Source organism: Amygdalobacter indicium (assembly GCF_029101545.1).
GTDB lineage: Bacteria > Bacillota > Clostridia > Saccharofermentanales > Fastidiosipilaceae > Amygdalobacter > Amygdalobacter indicium.
In genome coordinates this window covers 835,187-856,981 of sequence record NZ_CP118866.1, presented here as the reverse complement: position 1 = coordinate 856,981, position 21,795 = coordinate 835,187, and the positions used below count along the sequence as shown (strand labels likewise).

The following is a 21,795-nucleotide window of genomic DNA, read 5'->3' as shown; positions in this document are numbered from 1 at the left end:
AAAATGGAAGTAAAAGCGGAAAATTTTAAAAAATTGGTAGATGAAGGGGTTTTTGAAAAATACCGTAGGTTTTTACGCCCGTCTTATGCTGACTTTTATAAAAAAATCGCCTATGAATTTCAGGACCCGAGTAATTTAGTCATAAGTTTCACGCATTCGAGTTTTTCCTATGAACAAATAGGTAAAGCTTTAATTCACAATGAAAGAATGGAATTTCTGGGTGATGCTATATTGGAATTTATTGTCAGTACTTACCTGTTCCATTATCAACCGCGTTTGAATGAAGGAAAAATGACAAGTTTGCGTTCTATTACCGTGCGGGAAGAAACTTTAGCTTTAGCGGCGACTAATATTAATTTAGGCGATTATTTACTTCTCGGGCGAGGAGAAGCACTGAACGGCGGGAGAGATAAACCGTCAAATTTAGCCAACGCTTTTGAAGCTTTATTAGCAGCAATATATCTTGATTATACAGATAGCAATCCGGATAAGAAAGTTAATGAAATTATAGCTTTGCCTAAAAAGGTTTATAACATTTGTATCAGTTTATTGGAACCATATTTATTACAGGCAATCAGCGGAAATTTAGTTTATGACTATAAGTCGAAATTGTTGGAACGAATTCAGGAAAAATACGATTTATCGGCGCTGAAATTTGAATTAGCTTCACAGGCCGGACCGGCTCATTGTCCTCATTTTACTGTAGAAATAAAATTGTTGGATAAAGTTATCGGCAAAGGAAGCGGTAAGAGTAAGAAAGAAGCGGAACAGAATGCGGCGAAAGAGGCGTTGGAGGTAAACCTTTGAAGTTAATATCGCTTGATATCCATGGCTTTAAATCGTTCCCAGAGGCTACACATATTCAATTTCATGAAGGTATAACGGCAATAGTCGGGCCTAACGGTTCGGGCAAATCGAATATAGCCGATGCTTTGCTTTGGGTGTTGGGAGAGCAGAGCGTTAAAAGTTTGCGCGGCAGTAAAATGCAGGATTTAATTTTTTCCGGTACATCTCAGAGAAAACCTCTGGCTTATGCCGAAGTTGTTCTGACTTTGGATAATTCCGATCAGGAGTTGAAACTTGATTTTGCTACAGTTGAAATTAAACGTCGTTTATATCGAAACGGTGATAGCGAGTATGCCATTAATCAGCAGCGTTGCCGTTTGAAAGATATTATTGATTTGTTTTTGGATTCAGGTTTAGGTAAAAACGGTTATTCTTTAGTCGGACAGGGACGAATTGATGAAATTTTAAGTGCCCGTTACGAAGACCGCCGTTTAATTTTTGATGAAGCTGCCGGAATAAGCAAATATCGTAAGCGCAAAGAGGAAGCGGAGCAGAAATTACAGCAGACTGAAGATAATTTGTTGCGAGTTCAGGATATTCAAAGAGAAATAGGGCTACAATTGCATGCTTTAGAGCAACAGGCGGAGGCGGCCGGAAAATATCTTGATTTACAGGAGCGTTTCGGTAAATTGGATCGGCAACGTTTGTTTTATGAACTGCAGGATTATAGTTCTAAAAATCAGGAATTAACTGCCGATCTTAAAATTTTAAATGATAATATAGCTGACAAAGAAAAGGAAAAGGAAGCTTTAATTTCTGCTAATACAGCTCAACAGGAAAAATTGAATTGCTTAAGGAATCAGATCGACAGCGACAGCGACAGTTTACAGGTGACAAGTGATAAGTTGTTGCGTACAGGTCAGCAATTGGAAATTTCGCAGTTAAATATAACTAAGTTGCAGCAAAATGAGCAGGAGAAGTTGGCTGATCAACGGGATTTAGAAAAAGAAATTGCAGATTTGACGCTGGATTTAGCGCGGGAAGCGGAAGTTGAGAGTGACATCCGAAAATCTATTGATCTTTCTACTGTTGCATTCAACAATTTGCAGGCGGAGTTCGGTGATAAGTTAACTTCGGCTTTGCAACGTGAAAATGAGTGGCAGGAAAAATTCCGCTTATTGGAGCAGGATAAAAAAGCTTATTGGGAGCAGCAAAATCAATATGCAACTATCCAAGCTGAAGAAGCTGCTTATCAAAGCCGTTTGCAGGTCGAGAAAGATAATTTAAGTAAACAGAATTCTACTATTAGACAATTGCAGCAAGATTGTACGGCCGCACAAAAAAATCTGGTAAAAATGCAGACGATTGAACAGGAGACGGAGAAATCTCTGCAAACAGCAATAGAATGTTACAACGAGTCGAAGCATAATTTACAGGAAATTTCCAAGGTAGTAGAAACAGCGGAAGCTGAACTTAATAATTTGACTTATCGACAGCACAGCTTACAACAAGCTGCTGATAATTATGAGGGATTTAATCAGTCGGTACGACAATTGTTGACTTATATTCAGAAGCAGAAGCTGTATGCTAAAGATTGTGTCTTGGGAAGTTTAGCTGATTTGATTACTGTTCCGGCCGAGTATACTTATGCTATTGATACGGCTTTAGGGCAATCACTCCAAAATATAGTTACTGATAATGCTAAGACTGCAGCGGAATTGATTTATTTGTTGAAAGAGAAACATTTCGGTCGCGCCAACTTTTTACCTTTGGCAAATTTAAAGGCACATTGCATTAATTTACAACAGGAGAATGAAATTAAACGTGTCCGCGGTTTTGTCGGCTTAGCCGCCGATTTGGTAGAATGTCCGCCGGAATGTAGAATTGCGGTAAATTATCGTCTCGGTAGAATTTTAATTGCCGACAATATGACGACAGCTGAAAAGTTGTCGGATATCTGTGATCGGCGATATCAAATAGTTACTTTGGAAGGCGATCAGATTAATGTCGGCGGTGCTATGGCCGGTGGCGAAAAGCAGAAACATTCTCCGACTTTGTTGTTGTTACAGAGACAACGTGAAATTAGGAAGATCGCACAGGAAGCAGAGAAAAAAGCACAGGATTTAAAAGGTAAACAGCAGGAATTTCAAATAGCTGAAAACAAATTGTCTCAAGCTGAACTGGATTTAAGCAAACAAAAACAGTTGATGGAGAAAGTGCATTTACAGTTAGCTGAATCTAAGCAAATAGTGCAGCAAAAAACACTTCAATTACAAGAGTTGCAAAAACAATACGATATTGCAGAAAATGATTATGAAAAAGGACAAAGTGTTTTTCATTCTACTTATAAAAATCTGGCCGAAAAGTTAAAAATACATAAAGAGAATGAGGAAAAATTAAAAGAGCGGGATCTTGCTTTACAGACTTTAAGAGAAGAACTTAATAATGCGGCACAAAATGATACGCAAATACAGCAAAAATTACACCAAGCCGAGTTGGAATTAAACGAGCGACGCGGTGAGTTGAAGGTAGTTTTGGAAAAAATCAGTAATATCAAGGAACGGTCCGAAACTTTACAAAGCAAAAAAAATAATTATCAGACTTTGTTGCAATTAATTAAGCATGATCTTTCAGAAGAAGAAGATAAGGCGAAGAATTTACAAGTTGCTTATATGCAGGTTGAGAAAGATAAAAAGGCGGCAGAAACGGCTTTAGCCGAAAAGAAACGGCATTTAGCCGACTTTGAGCAGTCTAACAGCGGAGCTTTCAAACAACTGAATGAGATACATGCTCTGTTAAGTAAATTGGAAGCACAATCAGTGCGCTTACAGGGACAACAGGAAAGAGAAGAACAAAAAAGGCAACAATTATTGCAGGAATTATGGGAAAACTATCAGCTGAGCCTTAATGATGTGCCGGAAAGTAAAGATCCGACATATCAGCCGAAAAAAGTGACGGCGGAATTGGCCGATTTACGTACGAAAATTAAGGAATTGGGTACGGTTAATATTGATGCTATTAAGCAATATGAGGAATTGCAGACAAGATATGATTTTATAGAGCAACAGCATAATGATATTATCGCCGGGAAAAAGGAATTGGATCAATTAATTGCGCAAATTACAACGGCCATGAGAGAAAAATTCAGCGAAAGTTTCCGCTTGATAAATCGCAATTTTCAAGATATATTCGTAAAATTGTTCGGTGGCGGTCAGGGCGAGATTTGTTTGGAAACTGAAAATGATGTTCTTACAAGTAATATCGAAATTAAAGCTTGTCCTCCGGGAAAAAGAATGCAAAATATGCTCTTGCTTTCCGGCGGAGAACGTTGCTTAACAGCTATAGCATTGCTGTTTGCTATTCAGGAATTAAAACCTTCGGCCTTCTGTCTTTTGGACGAAGTTGAAGCGGCCCTGGATGATGCCAATATTTTTCGCTTTACTGAATTTTTGCAAAAACAGGCATTACAAACTCAATTCATTGTTGTTACTCATAGAAAGAGTACCATGTCGGCCTGTGCCAGAATTTACGGTGTTACTATGCAGGAACGGGGAGTATCGCAGGTTCTGACATTAGCTTTGGCGGAAGATAAGGATAAGTTCAGTAAATTAATTGAATAATATGGATGAAAATAAGGAGTTCAGCAGTGGGAATATTCGATAAATTTAAGGCAGGATTGACTAAAACACGGAATTTAATTACGGCACAGTTGCAAGGTATTAAATTGCAATTAGGCAAGTTCGATGAAGCGAAGTTGGAAGAATTGGAGTACAGTTTAATCCGTTCCGATATGGGTGCTGCCAACGTTGATGAAATTATGGCATCTCTGAAGGCCGGCATGAAAACTGCCGGTCGTGACGATGCGGAATTTATTTGCCAAAATTTACAGGAGCAATTCAGTAAGATTTTGGGAGAAAAAAAGGAGTTATCCTTGCAGGAAAACAACTTAAATATTTTCTTACTTATTGGCGTTAACGGCGCCGGTAAGACTACAAGTTGCGGCAAGTTGGCGCATCAATATATGGAAAAAGGAAAGCAGGTTATGCTTTGTGCAGCTGATACTTTTCGGGCTGCAGCAATAGAACAGTTGCAAGTTTGGTCCGAACGTGCGGGAGCCAAGTTGATCAGTCAGACTATCGGTTCCGATCCGGCTGCTGTAGTTTATGATGCTATAAGTTCCGCCAAAGCCAGAAATTATGATTTGTTGATTATTGATACGGCCGGTCGTCTGCATAACAAAAAAAATCTAATGCAGGAATTGGACAAGATTAAGCGCGTAATTGCAAAAGAGGCTGCCGGCGCACGCGTATATACCTTGTTGGTTATTGATGCCTTGAACGGTCAGAATGCTTTAGCCCAAGCTGTCAATTTCAGTGAAACTTGCCCCGTTGACGGCTTGATTTTAACCAAGTTGGACGGTTCAGGTAAGGGCGGAGTAGCTATAGCTTTGGCTAAAATTAATATTGCACCTATTGTTTTTGCCGGCGTAGGTGAAGGTATTGATGATTTATTGACTTTTGATCCTCAAGCCTTCGTTAAAGCTTTATTGCCTGAGAATGATTAGGGCATCGTCATATAGTAATACTTGACAGCTGCAAACGTTTTCTATATACTCACTATGTCTATGAGAGGTGCAAAGTGACAGATTTAGAGAAAACTGAGACTATTAATGAGCTGTTGGATCTATATATGCCATTATTGACTGAGAAACAACAAGTTGCTTTGAAGTTGGTTTATCAAGAAGACATGAGTATGCAGGAAGCGGCAAATTTGCAAGGAACGAGCAAACAGACGATTCATTTTAATATTCGTAACGCTTTGAAACATATGGACAATTTGGAAGCCGGTTTGCACTTGCTGGAACGCAATAGACGTTTACAGGAATTTATCGATAAGTACCGAAATATCGGTGCGGATGATTTGAATTATAAGACTTTGCAATTTGATTTGGACAAATTGCAGGCGGAATGACTGCTAGAGGAGAAGCAATGGCAATTTTTGGAAATTTGGCCGATAAATTACAAGCAATTACGCGGAAATTCGGAGGCAAAACGCGCTTAACCGAACAGGATATTGACGGTATGATGCGTGAAATTCGCTTGGCTTTGTTGGATGCCGATGTTTCAATTCAGGTGGTAAAGGATTTTATTGCTGAAGTTAAGACTAAGGCGCACGGTCAGGATGTCGCTGAAAGCTTGAGTCCCGGTCAACAGGTTGTAAAAATTGTGCGGGACAATTTAGTACAGGTTTTGGGCGGCAGCGATAATAAGCTACATTATTCTTCCTCTACTTTAACTGTAATTATGCTTTACGGTTTGCAAGGATCAGGTAAGACAAGCACGGCAGCCAAATTGGCTTTATATTTGAAAAAGCACGGTAAAAATCCTTTGCTTTGCTCCGTTGATACGCACAGACCGGCGGCCGCTTTACAATTGGAGGTGCTTGCAAAAAGTATAGCTGTGCCGTGTTTTATTCAACCGGAGGAAAAGTCGGCTCAGGCTGTAGCGCGGGCAGCGTTGGCCAAGGCAGCGTATTTGATGAGTGATGTTCTCATTGTCGATACTGCCGGACGTCAGGTTGTAGATACGGAATTAATGGCTGAATTACAGGACATTGATAAAATTGTCAAGCCGACGGAGCGTTTGCTGGTAGTTGATGCTATGTTGGGACAGGAAGCTGTTAAAGTTTGGCAGGCGTTTGATGAAGCTGTCGGAGTATCCGGCTTTATAATGACCAAGTTGGATGGCGATGCTCGCGGCGGTGCTGCTTTATCTATTCATAAGTTAAGCGGAAAAGATATAAAGTTCATTACTGTCGGTGAGAAGGTAGATGCTTTACAGGAATTTCACCCGGAACGTTTAGCTGAAAGAATCTTGGGCATGGGCGATGTTTTAAGCTTGATTGATAAAGTTACGGCTAACATCGATCAGGAAAAACTTAAAACAACGATGAGTGATTTGACCAAAAATCAATTCACCTTAGTTACGATGCTGGCGCAACTGGAACAAGTTAAAAGTATGGGATCTTTGAAAGATATTGTCGGCATGCTGCCCGGTGTGAATATGGCTAAGATTGATGACAGTAAGCTGAATGATCGAATGATTGATTACAACATTGCCATTATTCGTTCCATGACGCTGAAAGAACGCTTGAATCCTTCTATTCTCGATGCTTCACGCCGTAAACGGATCGCTGCGGGATCAGGCAGGAGTGTGACGGAGATTAATCTGCTTATTAAGCAATATGAGCAAACAGCTAAATTGATGAAACAATTTTCTTTACCTAAGATGGCAAAACACAAGAAAGCTAAGAAGGCAGGATATTCCATGAATCCTTTCAAGAAGTTTTTTGCCCCCAATGCTCTTGTAGCTGATAATAAAGAGTTGGAAGCTAAAGCGAAAGAATTGCTGCGCCAAGGAAGTTTGGACAGTTCGACAAATCCTTTCAATAATAAACCAATATAAATTTGCTAAAAACAATTGATTTAAATCAATTGCAGAAAATATAAAGGAGTTAACTATGGCAGTTAAAATCAGATTAAAAAGAATTGGTATGAAGAAACAACCGCATTATCGTGTCGTTGTAGCTGATTCCCGTTTCCCGCGTGATGGCCGTTTCATTGAGGAAATCGGTTATTACAATCCGAAAGCTGAATCGTCGGCTTTACAATTGGATTTAGCTAAAGTCGAGGAATGGGTAAAAAAAGGTGCTCAACCAACTGAAACAGTTCGTTCTTTAATTCGTAAAGCTAAAGAACAACAATAAGGACAGGAAAAATGGAAAGACAAAGACGTCAAAGAATTCTGGACAATGTCAGTTATGAACAAGCTGTAGTCGAATTGAAAGATTTGCTGCATATTCTGGTGTCACCTCTAGTTGAACATCAGGATGAGATTGAGATTGTACCGGTGGAGATGGAACGCCAATTGGTGTTGAAACTCCATGTCAACAATGAAGATATGGGTCGAGTAATCGGTCGTGCCGGTAAAAGAGCACAGGCAATCAGAACTTTACTCAAGGCTAAAGCTAGCCGAGTAGGTGTAAGAATAGCTGTTGATATTGTTGATGAAATTGAAGAATAGTATTTCGGTCTGTTAATCCGTTTTTCGGTTTAACAGGCCTTTTTATAAGGAAGTAAAAATGCACGAGTTAGAACCATATCTGAAGGTTGGGAAGATTCGTACGGCTCATGGAATTCATGGAGCCTTTAAAATAGAGCTATTTTCCGATGATGTAGCGAGGTTGGCCTACCTGCAAAATGCGCGCTTGGTTAATCCGCACAATCCGCAGGATTTTATTGAAGTTAAGCTGTCTTTGCAAGGTCGCAAACCGGAAACTTTGATACTTTCGGCCTTGGGGATTGAGACTAAGGAAGCTATTATGGCATATCAAAACTGGTATGTGGAAGTTGAGCGGGCAAATGCTAAACTTTTAGCGCCGGGTGAGTATTTTGTCTGCGATTTGATAAATTGCTGTGTTGTGGATAAAACACACGGAGAAATCGGCATAGTTAAAGATGTTTTGCAGAATACCTCACAGGATGTTTTAGTAATTTCGCAAAAAGGTCAGCCGGATATACTGTTACCCAAAGTTGACGAATTTATTTTACAAATAGACTTAGCTGCCGGTAAAATTTATACAAATTTGCCTCATGGTCTCTTTGAGCTATATCGTCCGGAGAACAGTTAAGCAATTTATGAAAATCAGTATTATTACATTGTTTCCAGAATTAATAAACTCTTATCTGTCAAGTTCTATTATCGGCCGAGCTGCAGCAAAAGGGATTTTCAGTTACCGAGTTTTTAATTTGCGTGATTTCGGTAAAGGTAAGCGTTTGCAAGTGGATGATAAGTTGTTTGCCGGGACACGAGGTATGCTTTTACAGGCGGAACCGATTTTACAAGCTTTTTTAGCTGCAATTTCTTGGCATCTGGAGAGCGAAATACCGCCGGATTCAGACGAAAGCATTCGGGATATTATCAATATTTGGCTGGAAAAGAAAGCTCAAGCTTTTTATCTTTCACCTAAGGGGCCTGTTTTTACCCAAAATACGGCTGTTTCCTGGTCTAATTCTTATGAACATTTACTCTTTTTATGCGGCCATTATGAGGGTATAGACAGCCGAGTCTTGGAATTTTTACCTTTTCAGGAAATATCTTTGGGTAATTTTGTTTTGACAGGCGGAGAATTGGCAGTATTAAGTATGGTTGACGCAACTTTAAGAATGGTAAACGGAGTTTTGCCGGAATCTGCTGCTTATACGGAAGAATCACTGTATACCGGCAGTTTGGAGTGCTGTCAATTTACTCAACCGGCAATTTGGCGCAATTATGCTGTACCTCAAGTACTTTTGCAAGGTAATCATGCTTTGCAAAACCGCTACAGAAAATTCAGTTCCTATCATGAAACTTTAGTTAAACGGCCGGATTTATTTGATAAATTAGAATTATCATTAGAAGATTTAACAGATTTTATTGCAGATGAATTGGCTAAAAAATGATTTTTTCATTTTGCTATAATTATTGCAATGTACATGATTACCGGAAAAGAGGTTTAAGATGCAAATTCAAGAAGGTAATGTTAGCAATTTTACGGAAGAACAAGCTTATTTGGCTGATTGTCTGAAATATATTCAAACATTAAGAGAGCGTCTTAATCAAAGAATTTCCCATATGAACATTGATATGAAAAATCTTAAGCAATCTGCTTACGATGAACATATGGAATATAAGAGCGGAGCCAATGCAGCGGATAATGCGGTTGTCCAACATGAGCTATGGCAGCAGCATTTGTATTTGACAGATTTGGAGAAAGAAAGTAGAAATTTAGTCAGATTAAGTTCTGAACCTTATTTTGCCGCCTTGCAATTTCGCTTTGAAAATGAAGAAGAAATCGAAACTTACCATTTGGGTATTTGTTCTTTAATGGATGAGGATACTTATCAACAGTGGATTATCGATTGGCGCAGCCCGATTGCTTCTTTATATTACGAAGGACAAATCGGTCCGTGTACATATAGAGCTGCTGATAATGAGGTTCACGGTACTTTGTTGCAGAAACAACAAATACTTATTCGCCGCGGCCGTTTATTGGCAATTTATAATCGTTGCGATTTAATGAATGATCAGTTGTTGGAGTGGGTTTTGAGTCAACCGGCTTCCAGACATCTGCAACAAATTGTTGCTACTATTCAAGTAGAACAGAACGAATTGATTAGAGCGGCGGAACAGCAAAATCTGTTTATATCCGGAATTGCCGGATCAGGTAAAAGTTCCATTGCCTTACATCGAGTTTCTTATCTACTGTATTTGCATCGTGATTGGAATTCAGACAGTTTTCTTTTTATTTCTCCGAACGAGCAATTTGCCGAGTACATATCGGAATTATTGCCCAATTTGAATGATGAAAATATTAGCACGATTACAATGGATAATTTGTATCGCAGCCTTTTTCTGCATAAGAAATTGCCTTTCGCAAATTTTAATTATTTACCGGTTGCGGTAGAAGTAAAATCTTTGTGCAGTACGTTCGCTTTTGCCGAAGCTCTGCAAGACTTTGTGGTTGATTATGCGCACCATAATTTTTGCCCGCATGCTTTAAATTTGGATGATTTGAATGTCGAAACATCTTTATTGCAGGACCTTTACAGCCGGGAATTTTCCTGTGAAGCTATGTTTAAACGACCGCAATTGATTTTCGATTATTTGCAAGATATTTTGCCGGGTAAGGCTTTTACTTATCAAGCGGATGAAATTAAACAAGAGTTGCAAAATATGCTGGGAGAGAGTGATTTAAGGGTAATTTTGCAAAAGTTTTATCAAAGTCGGGCCTTTAATTCCTGGTTGAGTTCATTATCAGCGACAGAGCAGAAATTGATTATAAATAAGTGCGCAAGTGTAAGCGGGCGCTTGGATGAAATTGACAAAATGGTTTTAGCTTATATGGTTGTTTATTTTTACCAAGATTATGATACAACGCTGATAAAGCATCTGTTGGTGGATGAAGCGCAGGATTTGCCGGCGACAGCACATATAATTTTACAAGATTTATATAAGGTCGATAAAACAATATGTGCCGATTTTAATCAAGCTATTTCTTGGAATGTACCGCAGAACTTCATGAAGGAGTTAAAAGAATTTTATGAGAAGCAAAAGAAGCTGCTGTTCCGCCAAATTAATGTGGCATATCGTTCTACAGCAGAAATAACTGAATTTTGCCGACATTTTATTCCGCAGACGGAAGTCAAAGCTGTTCCGCGCCATGGGCAGGAAGTAGTAATAAAGAAGATTGAAAGTACAGCTGCCGATAATTACGGCCGGAATTTTATAAAATCTGAAATTGAAAAACTTTATCAGGATTTTTGTCAAGCCGGCCAAAGTTTGATGAGTGTGGCCGTAATTTTACCGAATGTACAATTAGTAGATGAATTCCGCAGTTTTTTGCAGCAAACTGATTTAAAGACTTTTTTAGTCAACAACAGCGAACTTGAAACTGACGTTACCGGTTTTGCTGTGGAAAAATTGCTTTCTTGTGCTGATGCTGCGCCGGAAGAAAATGAGTTCAAATTATATATTCTGACCCCTTTGCAAGCTAAGGGCAGAGAATTTGATACGGTTCTTGTCTATTTGGCCGACAGTAAATTCTTCCCGCCGGAACAGGCGCAAAAAGAATTATATGTAGCCTGCAGCCGTGCTCTACATAATTTAAGAGTTTATTATCTGTCGGACGCTTCTTTGCTGCCTAAATGTTCCTAAATGTTCGGAGCGTTTTTAAAATAAGCGCTGTTCATCAGGCATTATGAGCTAAAGGATATTGTGATTGCCAAAGCTTATAATATTTACCGCCGGCTGCAATTAATTCGTTATGAGAACCGCTTTCTTGAATTTTACCGTTTTCAAGCAAAATGATTCTATCGGCATGCATGATGCTGACCAGACGGTGAGCGACAACCAGCATTGATTTATCTTTGCTTAATTCCTTTATAGCCTTTTGAATTTTTATCTCACTGAAGCAATCGACAGCTGAACTTGCTTCATCTAAAAGAATAATTTTAGCCGGCTTAAGAAATAGTCTGGCTAAAGCTAAAAGTTGTTGCTGACTGTATGAAAGCATCAACTCCGTCCCGATAACAGTATCAAATTGTTTAGGTAAACGACGGATAAATTCCGCAATTTCCGCTCGTTCGCAAGCTGCCCAAAGTTCAGCATCGGAAGCGGCGGAATTGGCAAAAAGTAAATTTTCGCGAATACTTCCCTGAAAAATCCAACTGTCCTGCAAAACCATCGCAAAATTATTACGCCAATCTGTCAGAGCGACAGTTGCAGCTGTTTGGCCGTTCAAACTGATTTTTCCGCTGTCAGGCTGATAAAATTGCATAAGTAAATTAATTATTGTACTTTTACCTGACCCGGAAGGACCTACTATTGCCAAAGTTTTGCCGCTTGCCAAGGAGAAATTGATTGCTTTAAGTATAGGATGCTGTTCGATGTAAGAAAAATTAACGTTTTGCACATTCAATCCTCCGGTCGGTACCGGTTCAGAGTCTTGAAGTGAGCGATTTTCGCCGCTTAAACCGAGTAAAAACTTCTTCAAATCCTGATAAGCACCGTCGGCTTGTGAAAGCTCCGTTATTACACCGTTAAGGTCACTGAACGGCTGACTGAATTCATTGGTATATGCCAAAAAAGCTGTCAAACTGCCAAGATCGACAGTGTTGATCTGTAAGAAAACCAAGCCGAAAAATGCTACAAGAATATAAATTAAATTATTGAGAATACGATTCAGAGGATTGGATAAAGAAGAATAGAAAATAGCTTGTTGCCAACTGAATTGCAATTTTTCATTCAAGTCGGAAAAAGTAGATTCAGCATAATTGCGATTATTCTGTTGTTTGATGCGCATAATATTGTTTACAGTTTCAGTTATCATAGCCGATTGTTGAGCCTGTTCATTTTGGGCGACCGTAAAATAATGAAAAGTTTTATGACTGATGTAATTGGTCACTAAAAAGGTAAGAGGACTCAATATGACGATGATTAACATCAAATAGAGATTTAAATTCCACATGATAATAAAGCTGAAAATTAAACTGCAGGCGGCGGTACAAAATTGTTTGTAGAACATTTCGATACCGTGAGCGATGTAGTCCAATTCTACCAGCAGATAATTTGACAAATTACCGGTAGGTAGGCTTTGAATTTGAGCATACTTACTATAATTTATCAACTTAAAAATATTTTGGCGCAAATTGCAAATGGAATCAATTGTGAAGTTGTAAAGTAATAATTCCAGACTTATTGTGCTCAAACTGTAGATAACTATCAGCGCCAGAAAAGCAAAGCTCCAATACTTAAAAGCCGGACCGGATACTTGTAAAAGCGCAATTTCTTTAATCAACCTGCCGATTGTCAAAGGCATTAAAGAGAGACTCAAACCGTTCAGCAGACATAAAAAGAGGGCCGAATAATGCAGAAATTTCTTATTTTGCTGCACTTCCGCAGAATTATGACATATGTCGGATAATTTTTCTTGAACGGTTGATTCCAGGTCAAATAAATTAAAAATAGAAAAATTAAGAAATTTACGCATTAGTTTGTTCTCCTTGATTGAGCGTGGGAAATTCCAAATTGTAAAGTTCGCGATAATAATTAGAATTTGCCAAAAGCTGATGATGTGAGCCGTATGTTTTTATCTGCTGGTCCTGCAGAATAAATATGCAATCACTGTTGATGAGAGGTGCTAAACGTTGAGAGAGACAAATTATCAGACAATTTTGACTGATACGTTTGAGCGTTTTGACGACGGACAAAGCGGTACTTAAGTCCAAAGCTTGCAAAATATCATCCAGAATTAAAATTTCAGGTTTGCGGTATAGAGCAATAGCCAGAGCCAGACGTGCTAATTGACCGCCTGAAAAATTGCCGGATTTATCACTTACAGAACAATCAAGACCGCCTTTCTCCCGGACAAAAGTTGCCGCTTCGGCTTGGCTTAAAGCTTCCCATATTGCTTTTTCCGTATCTGCAGTTGCCAACAAAGCATCAGATTGGCTGTTAAAACGAAAATTGCCTCGAAGTGTACCGCTTAATAATTTAGGTGCCTGTTCTACATAGGCTACATTTTGAGCAAGAAAAGCAGTTTTGGCAGCAGCGTTCGGAAAATTCAGTAATTGCCGATCGTAAAATATGTGCAGAGAATTATTATCCGGGAATATGCCGGCGATAATTTTAGCCAAAGTACTTTTGCCGCTGGCCTGCAGGCCGAAAATTCCGTAAATATTACCGCTATGCAGGCGAGGTAAATTTAATTTTTCCAAAATTGCCGGCGGTTGATAATATTGGAAATTCAGGTTTTTTATTTCCAGACCTATTTCTTTATGTTCCGGTACAGATAAGGAAAAATTTTCCTCCTTATTTATCGGCAACTGTAGAAATCTTTTAATCAGGCGATAACTGCCGATAGCTTTACTCAAAGAAACCAATAAATTGGCGAATTTAATACTTTCAATTAAACTCTTGCTGAAGTAGCTGTAAATTGCAATGATTGTAGCAGCTTCTACCAAACCGCTTTTCAATTCTAAAGATAAACAGATTAAACAAATTAACAAAGCGATATTAATCAGAGCCTGACTTAAAGGTGCTATATAGGCATTGAGCAGACTGAAAATCCGATTGAAGGCAGCCTGAGAATTATTGTTTTTTTGAAATTTAGCAATAATTTTTGCTTCGGCAATGAAAGCTCGAATACAGCTTTGGCCGGATTTTGCTTCATTAATTTGGCGATATAAAGATTTAACTTCCTGTTGCATCTTGTAGTAGGCCTGCAAGCTTTTTCTGAGAAAATAGTTAATGAGGACAGCGATAAGAATGATGCTGATACTTAAAGTTCCTCCGGCCAGGGGATTTATAATAAAGCACATAATGATGGAACCGATGATAATAAAAGGAGAACGGATAAGTAAGCGCAAACCGAGGTTGGTGCCGCTTTGAACAGCTAAACAATCGTTAATCAGACGGGTGTTCATATCCGATTGTTGTAATTTTATTTGACTTAAAGTATCAAGACGTAAATAATGGCGCCAAATTTTTTCGCGGATGTCGGCGGTAATTGTTGTAGCAGCTTTACAGGCGAAATATTGGGCTGAAATAGCTAAAATGCCGGTTATCACCGATAAAGCTATTATTTGCAGGAATTGGGGATTAGCAAGCAAAGTTAAAATAATTTGTCTGTATCTTTTTACGCCGGATAAATCGGCCGTGTTTATCGGCTGCGACATCAAGTTAATCAAATTAATCATCAAATAAGGAATTAACAGTTCCAGTACAGTTTCGCCTAATTTACATAACGGACCGAAAACAGCGGAATTATAACGTTTGAGCAGACAAAGTCGGTGTTTCAGATTAGCATTCATATGAGCCTCGTTTCTTACGTACTAAGTATAGCATTTTGTCACTTGAAAAAATTTATTTTCCGCCGGGAAAGGTGAAATATAAACTTTTTGTAAGTTTATGCCGTTAGTCATAGCTAATAATTGAGAATTAAATTATCATTTAAACATAAATAAACTATAGAAAGAGGTAAGTGGAATGGATAAGAAGTTACAGGAAATGCTCAATGTTTATTGTGCAAATTACGGCTTGGGCTATATCAAAGTTTGCAACTTGCATTGGAATGTTAAAGGCAAGGCTTTTATTACAGCACACAAATATTTGGAAACACAATATATGAAATGGGCGGAGTTATTGGACGAAGTGGCGGAACATTTGAGAATTAACGGTGTCTGCCCGCCGGCTACACTGAAATCGTATCTGCAATTAGCTACAATTGAAGAAAAGGATTCTGCTGAAGTTGAATATAGCGATGCTTACAATATTTGGTATCACGATATGAAATTACAAAGGGATTTAGCGGTAAAAATCAGAAAATATGCCGATGAAATCGGAGCTGATGCGACGGTTGTCATGTTGGATGATGAAATTGCTTACTTTAATAAAGCTTTGTGGATGTTACATATGACTATCAGCGATTGATAGGAATTTCGGCACATTGCTCTTGAAGCTGACATAACTGTCAGCTTTTTTTGTGTTAATATAACTCATACAGATTAATAGTCGGGAGTTCGGATTATGCAGCGAAGATTAAGAAGCCGGTTGCTGAAGCGGGCGGCAGCTTTTATATTGAGTTTAAGTTTAGTCTTTACTTTAACTGCGTGCTATCGGGTTGACGTACCTACTTTAGGTGACAATAAGATGCGTAAAGCTCAGCAAAAGCCGGTAGAAGTAAAAGAAGAAGTACAGGAGAAAATACCGGTAGAAATTCGTTACAGCCCGCAAGAAGTCAGTAAGAAAAATAGTCAAACGGAGACTAAAGGCGCCTGGGAGATGTGGCCGGCAGCTGCAAGTGTTCCTGTCCATATAGATGTTGATATGGCGGCGTTTAATCAGCGCAATTTGAAAAATAAGCCGTTGACCGATGCTGTCGTTTTCCTTGACCCGACACACGGCAGTACGCTTGATTTAGGTGCAAGCGGTGAAGCGGACGGTAAATCGTTTATAGAAGCAAACATAACCATTTCTTTAGCTAATAAATTAAAAGTTGTTCTGGAAAATATGGGTGCAAAAGTCATATTGCTGCGAGAAAACAACGATTGGCGTTCTTTACATACCAGAATAGCTGCAGCGGGAGATTACGCAATAGAAGCGATAAAACCGCACCTGGACAAAATACAGGCTGACGCTAAATGGTTGGAAGAGTTGGCAAGCGGAACGGAAGAGATGAAGGAAAGAAATAATGACAGACAGGATTTACCGAAAGAAAAATCCGGGATGGGGATGGCCTGGGGTTACGGTGTAAGTCCTAAAATGAGGCAATTACTGGATTTAGAGTCTCAATTCCGCCAGGTTATTTTACTTTCATTGAATATGAGTGCTTCGAGTCAGTTGGAAAAGTCAAATCAGGGATTCGAAACTTATTATTTAACAAGTGATTTTATTTTTGAAAAAGAGTTGAAGGATATGGGCGGCAAACCGGAAAGTAACGGTAATTTTGCTTTCGCCGCCAAAGAAAGAGCCAATCCGTCTTACTATTATAAAAATGATAAGGAAAGACAAAGTTTGGCAGCCAATATATATGATGCTGTAGCGAGTAAGATTACTTATTTTGCCAGAACAGCCGATGCCTCCGCCCACGTAGGCCAAGCTAATTATACTTCCTTAAGGGAAACCGGTTATGTTTCCGCCGCTTTACAATGCGGTTTTATTTCCAATGAAGATGATTTGCGTTGGATTGCCGATGAAGATAACCAAAATACTTTAGTTCAGGCTATAGGTCTCGGTGTATACAATTATTATTGTATGTCATCCTGGCCTCAAATTGAGGGCTTAAGCCGAAGTAATGACGGTAATTGGAAATTGGCCAGTGATGCTTACAGAGAGAAGGCTGCGGCTAAGGCGGACAAGGTTAAGGCAAAAAATAAGAAGTCCGCTGAACCTAAAAAATAGAATTATGCTTCCGCACAATATTTCACATAATTTCAGTCGGCTTGATATTGTCGCGCAGGAAACGGATTGTTATAATACAGACAAATTAAGTAGCAGACATTGTGTTTTCAGGGATAGGTGAAATTCCTTACCGGTGGTAATAGTCCACGAATGGTTCGCCATAGATTCGGTGTAATTCCGAAACCGACAGTTAAAGTCCGGATGGGAGAAAACGTTTAATTGCTTTCAGTTGTTAGACTTCTTTGAGGCACTTGTCTTTAAAGGAGTTTTTTATGAGTATTCGAGAAGAACGTTCTCTTGCCGTCAGCAGATTGGTATTGGCGGCTTTGTTTATAGCAATTGCGTATACAAGTGTGCTTTTTATTGAAATACCCTTGTTACCGTCAGTTCCATTTCTGAAATATGATATTAAGGATGTTTTCTTTGTCCTGGCGGCATGCATTCTTAATCCGGTTTATTCATTGGCCATGTGTTTTGCCGTGCCGTTTTTACAAATGCTGACGACTTCAAAAAGTGGAATAATAGGATTTATTATGAATTTTTTAGCTTGTATAAGCTTTGTGTTACCGGTAGCGTATACGATCCACCGCAAACGTAACTTAAAAAGATTGATCTGCGGTCTGCTTTTAGGAATAGTTACTTTAAACATTACAATGATTTTATGGAATTATATTTTTACGCCTATATTCATTCCGACGATGAGCAGAAGTACTTTACTTCCTTTTTTGCTTAATGCTATTTTGCCGTTCAATCTTCTGAAAAGTTCATTTAACTTTATTCTTTCCTTAGCTCTATACTTGAGTTTATGGCCGGTTTTGCAAAAAGTTTCGCAAGCGCATCATTTTAATTGCGTAGACAGTAATAAGAGTTCCAGACGTGTAGGTATTATCGTATTGCTTGTTTTCGCGGTGTTAACAGGTATATTATACAGTTTATTGATTCTCGGGATTATCTGATTGTTAATTTTAGCTTCGAAGTAGTGATAAATTTGCTTTGCTGGAAGCGATTATTTGCATTTATATCCCTATTTCTGCTATAATATCGTGGTTATTTCAGGGTGGTCCGCTGCGATGCGTGCAAGAACATCCGGTGTTAATTTAGAGGAGGTACGCATGAGAGATTTAGTTAAAGCAGTTGAACAAAGTCAACTACGCACCGATTTACCCAAGTTGGATATCGGTGATTTCGTCAAATTACATCTTCGTATTACTGAAGGTCAACGCGAACGTATTCAGGTTTTTGACGGTATTATCATTGCCTTGTCCGGTAAGGGCTTGAGCGAAACTGTCACAGTTCGTCGTATGTCGTTCGGTGTCGGTATTGAACGTGTTATTCCGGTTAACAGCCCGACAATTTCCAAGATTGAAGTTGTACGTAAAGGTGTAGTTCGTCGTGCTAAATTGTATTACTTACGTGAGCGTTCCGGTAAGGCTGCTCGTGTTAAGGAGCGCTTGGCAATTAAGAAGTAAGTCTTATTTGCAGTTAAACGTTCAGGCAGGGCTGTGTGCTCTGCTTTTTTGTAATTAGGAGTTATTTATGGATGTACAAGCTCAGTGGTTTCCCGGTCATATGGCTAAAACTTTTAAGCGCTTGAATGAGGAAATTAAATTAGTTGATATTGTTTTGGAAATGACTGATGCTCGTTTGCCTTTAAGCAGTCGTAACCCGGAATTATCTAAATATTGCCGGCAAAAGTTGCATTTGCTTTTATTGAATAAATCCGATTTGGCCGATCCGGCGATTAATCGTGCCTGGATTTCTTATTTTGAACGTCTTAATACGCCGGCTTTTCTCTATAGCAGTAAGGGAAAAGGCCAAATGAAGCTGTTGGAGAATTTTATTTTTGCGCATGCGAAAGAATTAACTGATAAATTTACTAAACGCGGTTTAGAAAAACGGGCATTAAAAGTAATGGTGATAGGTGTACCGAATGTCGGTAAATCGACATTTATAAACGGTTTGGTCGGGAGAAAAAGTGCTTTGACTGCCGATAGACCAGGTGTTACCAGACAAACAAAGTGGATTATTAACAGTGAACAAAAATTGGCCTGGTTGGATACTCCCGGTTTACTTTGGCCTAAAATTGAGCAAAAGAAAGCGCAGTTATTGTTGGCGCTGATCGGTTCAATTCCTGAAACTATATTGGATAAAGAAAATTTGTCATATCGGAGCTTCGCTTATTTGTGGGAAAATTACGGGAAATATCTTGCCCAACGTTATAAACTTGAAGAAAAAACGGAATTCAGCCCAGCATTATTTGATCAAGCCGTTAAAAATCACGGTTGCTTACGCGCCGGCGGAAAATTGGATTATGAACGTTTTGCCAAGTCTTTTCTGAACGATTTTCGGAGCGGTACTTTAGGAAAAATAAGTTTGGAAAGACCGGAAATATAACTATGACCAAGGCTAAAATTGCAGAGACGGAACCATATGATTTGGCAAGCTATATAAATAATTTAAAGCCGGGAAAAGTTGCAGGCGCCGCAGAGGTCGGGATTAATCTTTCTGCAGTTTCGGCTGAGAAATTCTGGCAGCTTTTTTATCCTACAAAGTCTTTATACGAACAAAAATTATATCAAGCCGGAGCGAGATTAATTGCCGGTGTGGATGAAGTTGGGCGAGGATGTTTGGCCGGCCCTCTGGTAGTTGCCGCTGTAATTTTACCTTTAGATTTTACTTGTCCGGCTAATTTGGATGATTCCAAGAAGTTAACGGCGAAAAAAAGAGAAAATTTGGCTGCTCAAATTAAGAAAGCTGCAGTGGCTTATCATATTGAAACAGCTTCGGTAGAGGAAATTGCAACTTATAATATTTTAGAAGCCGATAAAAGAGCGATGATACGTGCTTTAAAAGCTTTATCACCTCAGCCTGATGCAGTAATAGCGGATTATGTTGATTTATCTTATAAAACGAAGTATAAATCGGAACATCCGGCCAAAGGTGACAGTTTATCTTATTCTGTTGCAGCAGCTTCTATTTTAGCCAAAGTTTACCGGGATCAGCTGATGACGGAATTGGCGCAACAATATCCGGAATATTTGTGGCAGAAAAATAAAGGCTATGGTACGAAAGAACATTACGAAGCCCTGGATCAATACGGCCCGACAATTTGGCATCGGGAGCTTTTTTTGCGTAAATGGAAAGAAAAAAAGCAGCCGGAATAATTTTGAATTTTTGTCTTAATTTTCTTGTTTTCACGCTTTCTTCCTGCAGTACTTTTAAGAGGGAGGTCAGTAAGAAAATATGAAAAAACAGGAAGTAACAACAGTTAAAGGTTTAAGAGCGGAACAAGTTGTCTGTAATTTCTTAAAAATGCGCGGTTGGAAAATTGTGCGGCATAATTGGCGGCCGCAATTACAAGGTGCCGGTCAAGTTGATATATTGGCTGAAAATCCTGCCGAATCGCAGGCGGCTGTGTATCTTTTTGAAGTTAAATTTCGCCGAAATTCAGTGGAAGATAATTTCCCTTTAAGCAGCAAACAATTACATCGTTTGTACAAGGCGGCATATTGCTGGAATCAATTGTACACGAAAAAGATTATTCGAAACTTATATTTAGTTTTAGTTGAGCAGAGAAATAAATATTCGCAGGCTGACGCTGCAAATTCTCGGACTGTACGTTGCGGTGTTAGCGGAATAAAGTTCTTTTATACAGATTATCAGCTAAGTTTTTTCAGCTTTCGTGCTATACTTGACTGACAATAACAGAGGAGATTTATATGAAAATTGCAGATATAGCGGGTGAATCCAAGAAGTTGTATTTAAGTCCTTCTCTTTTAGCTTGTAATTTTGCCGATTTACAAGCAGATTTGGCTAAGGTGGAGATGGAAGCCGATATGTATCATTTTGATGTGATGGACGGAGTTTTCGTTCCGAATATTTCTTTCGGTTTTCCTTTATTGGCAGCTGTCAGACAAGTGAGTCGAAAACCGCTCGATTTACATCTTATGATTATTGAACCGGAAAGGTATTTTCAACGTTTCAAGGATGCCGGAGCTTCGAGTATTACATTTCATCTGGAAGCGAGTAAACATCCTGATCAGGCTCTGCGTTCTTTAAGAGATTTAGGTTTAGGTGCTGCTGTAGCGCTTAATCCCGGAACCCCTGTATGCTTAATCAAAGACTTATTACCTTTATGTGATATGGTTTTGTTAATGTCAGTTAATCCCGGATACGGCGGACAAAAGTTTATTGATTACACTTTAGGAAAGATAAAAGAATTACGCCAAATGATAGACGAGCGTAATGCAGATTGTCTGATTGAAGTTGACGGTGGAGTAAAGTTGCATAATTGCAGAGAGCTTGTGGCTGCCGGGGCGGATGTGCTGGTTGCAGGGACTGAAGTTTTCCATCATAAAGATCCGGCTGCCTGTTTGCGCGAGTTTCGGCGCTTGAATTTGTAAATTAAAGCTATCTCGACGAGAATAATAAAACGTTAAATAAAATTTAACATATAAAAGGCTATAAATTACAAATAAGAGATAAATAAAATAAAATTGTATAAAATAAA

At 38.9% G+C, this 21,795-nt stretch carries 20 protein-coding genes and 1 riboswitch; of the genes, 18 read left to right on the top strand and 2 right to left on the bottom strand.

Annotation, left to right across the window (positions count from 1 at the left end; all coding sequences use genetic code 11):
• Positions 1-3: 3 nt before the first annotated feature.
• The 10 genes from rnc to PYS60_RS03545 all read left to right on the top strand — a co-directional run bounded on the left by rnc (position 4) and on the right by PYS60_RS03545 (position 11,540).
• The gene (gene rnc / locus PYS60_RS03590; protein WP_315567779.1) at positions 4-807 is read left to right on the top strand and encodes a ribonuclease III; all 804 of its coding nucleotides are present in this window, start codon (positions 4-6) and stop codon (positions 805-807) included.
• A complete protein-coding gene (gene smc, locus PYS60_RS03585) occupies positions 804-4,406 on the top strand; it encodes a chromosome segregation protein SMC (protein ID WP_315567777.1) in 3,603 nt (1,200 codons plus the stop codon). The genes rnc and smc overlap by 4 nt, the downstream gene beginning before the upstream one ends.
• Positions 4,407-4,432: 26 nt before the next feature.
• Complete coding sequence (gene ftsY / locus PYS60_RS03580; RefSeq protein ID WP_315567775.1) at positions 4,433-5,350, top strand: signal recognition particle-docking protein FtsY; 918 nt, start codon at positions 4,433-4,435, stop codon at positions 5,348-5,350.
• 74 nt (positions 5,351-5,424) lie between these two features.
• The gene (locus tag PYS60_RS03575) at positions 5,425-5,757 is read left to right on the top strand and encodes a sigma factor-like helix-turn-helix DNA-binding protein (RefSeq protein WP_315567773.1); all 333 of its coding nucleotides are present in this window, start codon (positions 5,425-5,427) and stop codon (positions 5,755-5,757) included.
• A 17-nt stretch (positions 5,758-5,774) separates the two neighbouring features.
• Positions 5,775-7,250 (top strand): signal recognition particle protein, encoded by a 1,476-nt coding sequence (gene ffh / locus PYS60_RS03570; RefSeq protein ID WP_315567770.1) that lies wholly within the window; start codon positions 5,775-5,777, stop codon positions 7,248-7,250.
• Positions 7,251-7,305: 55 nt separating this feature from the next.
• On the top strand, positions 7,306-7,551 hold the full coding sequence (rpsP, locus tag PYS60_RS03565; protein ID WP_315567768.1) for a 30S ribosomal protein S16: 246 nt from the start codon (positions 7,306-7,308) through the stop codon (positions 7,549-7,551).
• A gap of 11 nt (positions 7,552-7,562) precedes the next feature.
• Positions 7,563-7,868, top strand: a complete 306-nt coding sequence (locus PYS60_RS03560; RefSeq protein ID WP_315567767.1) for a KH domain-containing protein — start codon at positions 7,563-7,565, stop codon at positions 7,866-7,868.
• Positions 7,869-7,926: 58 nt separating this feature from the next.
• Positions 7,927-8,475, top strand: a complete 549-nt coding sequence (rimM, locus tag PYS60_RS03555; protein WP_315567765.1) for a ribosome maturation factor RimM — start codon at positions 7,927-7,929, stop codon at positions 8,473-8,475.
• Positions 8,476-8,482: 7 nt separating this feature from the next.
• Positions 8,483-9,286, top strand: coding sequence for a tRNA (guanosine(37)-N1)-methyltransferase TrmD (gene trmD / locus PYS60_RS03550; RefSeq protein WP_315567763.1), 804 nt, complete (start codon positions 8,483-8,485; stop codon positions 9,284-9,286).
• Positions 9,287-9,344: 58 nt separating this feature from the next.
• Positions 9,345-11,540 carry a HelD family protein gene (locus PYS60_RS03545; RefSeq protein WP_315567761.1) on the top strand — a complete coding sequence of 732 codons (2,196 nt, stop codon included), beginning with the start codon at positions 9,345-9,347 and terminating at the stop codon, positions 11,538-11,540.
• Between the two features lie 34 nt (positions 11,541-11,574).
• On the opposite strand, the gene PYS60_RS03540 is transcribed toward PYS60_RS03545, so the two are convergent.
• Together PYS60_RS03540 and PYS60_RS03535 are read right to left on the bottom strand one after the other, a co-directional pair.
• Positions 11,575-13,374, bottom strand: a complete 1,800-nt coding sequence (locus PYS60_RS03540; RefSeq protein ID WP_315567759.1) for an ABC transporter ATP-binding protein — start codon at positions 13,372-13,374, stop codon at positions 11,575-11,577.
• Positions 13,367-15,196, bottom strand: a complete 1,830-nt coding sequence (locus PYS60_RS03535) for an ABC transporter transmembrane domain-containing protein (protein ID WP_315567758.1) — start codon at positions 15,194-15,196, stop codon at positions 13,367-13,369. The genes PYS60_RS03540 and PYS60_RS03535 overlap by 8 nt, the downstream gene beginning before the upstream one ends.
• 175 nt (positions 15,197-15,371) lie before the next feature.
• On the opposite strand from PYS60_RS03535, the gene PYS60_RS03530 reads away from it, so the two are divergent.
• The 8 genes from PYS60_RS03530 (at position 15,372) to rpe (ending at position 21,688) form a co-directional block, all read left to right on the top strand.
• Positions 15,372-15,815, top strand: coding sequence for a Dps family protein (locus tag PYS60_RS03530; protein WP_315567757.1), 444 nt, complete (start codon positions 15,372-15,374; stop codon positions 15,813-15,815).
• A 96-nt stretch (positions 15,816-15,911) separates the two neighbouring features.
• Positions 15,912-17,285, top strand: a complete 1,374-nt coding sequence (locus PYS60_RS03525) for an N-acetylmuramoyl-L-alanine amidase family protein (protein WP_315567756.1) — start codon at positions 15,912-15,914, stop codon at positions 17,283-17,285.
• 99 nt (positions 17,286-17,384) lie between these two features.
• Positions 17,385-17,502, top strand: a riboswitch (FMN riboswitch).
• 55 nt (positions 17,503-17,557) lie between these two features.
• A complete protein-coding gene (locus tag PYS60_RS03520; protein WP_315567755.1) occupies positions 17,558-18,241 on the top strand; it encodes an ECF transporter S component in 684 nt (227 codons plus the stop codon).
• A gap of 156 nt (positions 18,242-18,397) precedes the next feature.
• Complete coding sequence (rplS, locus tag PYS60_RS03515; protein ID WP_315567754.1) at positions 18,398-18,754, top strand: 50S ribosomal protein L19; 357 nt, start codon at positions 18,398-18,400, stop codon at positions 18,752-18,754.
• 67 nt (positions 18,755-18,821) lie between these two features.
• On the top strand, positions 18,822-19,679 hold the full coding sequence (gene ylqF / locus PYS60_RS03510) for a ribosome biogenesis GTPase YlqF (RefSeq protein ID WP_315567753.1): 858 nt from the start codon (positions 18,822-18,824) through the stop codon (positions 19,677-19,679).
• Positions 19,680-19,681: 2 nt separating this feature from the next.
• Positions 19,682-20,449: a ribonuclease HII gene (locus PYS60_RS03505; RefSeq protein ID WP_315567748.1), complete on the top strand. Its 768-nt coding sequence runs from the start codon at positions 19,682-19,684 to the stop codon at positions 20,447-20,449.
• A gap of 79 nt (positions 20,450-20,528) precedes the next feature.
• Positions 20,529-20,984 carry a YraN family protein gene (locus tag PYS60_RS03500; RefSeq protein WP_315567747.1) on the top strand — a complete coding sequence of 152 codons (456 nt, stop codon included), beginning with the start codon at positions 20,529-20,531 and terminating at the stop codon, positions 20,982-20,984.
• 20 nt (positions 20,985-21,004) lie between these two features.
• The gene (gene rpe, locus PYS60_RS03495) at positions 21,005-21,688 is read left to right on the top strand and encodes a ribulose-phosphate 3-epimerase (RefSeq protein ID WP_315567746.1); all 684 of its coding nucleotides are present in this window, start codon (positions 21,005-21,007) and stop codon (positions 21,686-21,688) included.
• The last annotated feature ends 107 nt before the right edge of the window (positions 21,689-21,795 follow it).

Bases quoted from the DNA above. Each gene is read 5' to 3' on its own strand.
- rnc (WP_315567779.1), top strand. From the start codon at position 4: ATGGAAGTAAAAGCGGAAAATTTTAAAAAATTGGTAGATGAAGGGGTT.
- ffh (WP_315567770.1), top strand. From the start codon at position 5,775: ATGGCAATTTTTGGAAATTTGGCCGATAAATTACAAGCAATTACGCGG.
- rpsP (WP_315567768.1), top strand. From the start codon at position 7,306: ATGGCAGTTAAAATCAGATTAAAAAGAATTGGTATGAAGAAACAACCG.
- PYS60_RS03560 (WP_315567767.1), top strand. From the start codon at position 7,563: ATGGAAAGACAAAGACGTCAAAGAATTCTGGACAATGTCAGTTATGAA.
- rimM (WP_315567765.1), top strand. From the start codon at position 7,927: ATGCACGAGTTAGAACCATATCTGAAGGTTGGGAAGATTCGTACGGCT.
- trmD (WP_315567763.1), top strand. From the start codon at position 8,483: ATGAAAATCAGTATTATTACATTGTTTCCAGAATTAATAAACTCTTAT.
- PYS60_RS03545 (WP_315567761.1), top strand. From the start codon at position 9,345: ATGCAAATTCAAGAAGGTAATGTTAGCAATTTTACGGAAGAACAAGCT.
- PYS60_RS03540 (WP_315567759.1), bottom strand. From the start codon at position 13,374: ATGCGTAAATTTCTTAATTTTTCTATTTTTAATTTATTTGACCTGGAA.
- PYS60_RS03535 (WP_315567758.1), bottom strand. From the start codon at position 15,196: ATGAATGCTAATCTGAAACACCGACTTTGTCTGCTCAAACGTTATAAT.
- PYS60_RS03530 (WP_315567757.1), top strand. From the start codon at position 15,372: ATGGATAAGAAGTTACAGGAAATGCTCAATGTTTATTGTGCAAATTAC.
- PYS60_RS03525 (WP_315567756.1), top strand. From the start codon at position 15,912: ATGCAGCGAAGATTAAGAAGCCGGTTGCTGAAGCGGGCGGCAGCTTTT.
- PYS60_RS03520 (WP_315567755.1), top strand. From the start codon at position 17,558: ATGAGTATTCGAGAAGAACGTTCTCTTGCCGTCAGCAGATTGGTATTG.
- rplS (WP_315567754.1), top strand. From the start codon at position 18,398: ATGAGAGATTTAGTTAAAGCAGTTGAACAAAGTCAACTACGCACCGAT.
- ylqF (WP_315567753.1), top strand. From the start codon at position 18,822: ATGGATGTACAAGCTCAGTGGTTTCCCGGTCATATGGCTAAAACTTTT.
- PYS60_RS03505 (WP_315567748.1), top strand. From the start codon at position 19,682: ATGACCAAGGCTAAAATTGCAGAGACGGAACCATATGATTTGGCAAGC.
- PYS60_RS03500 (WP_315567747.1), top strand. From the start codon at position 20,529: ATGAAAAAACAGGAAGTAACAACAGTTAAAGGTTTAAGAGCGGAACAA.
- rpe (WP_315567746.1), top strand. From the start codon at position 21,005: ATGAAAATTGCAGATATAGCGGGTGAATCCAAGAAGTTGTATTTAAGT.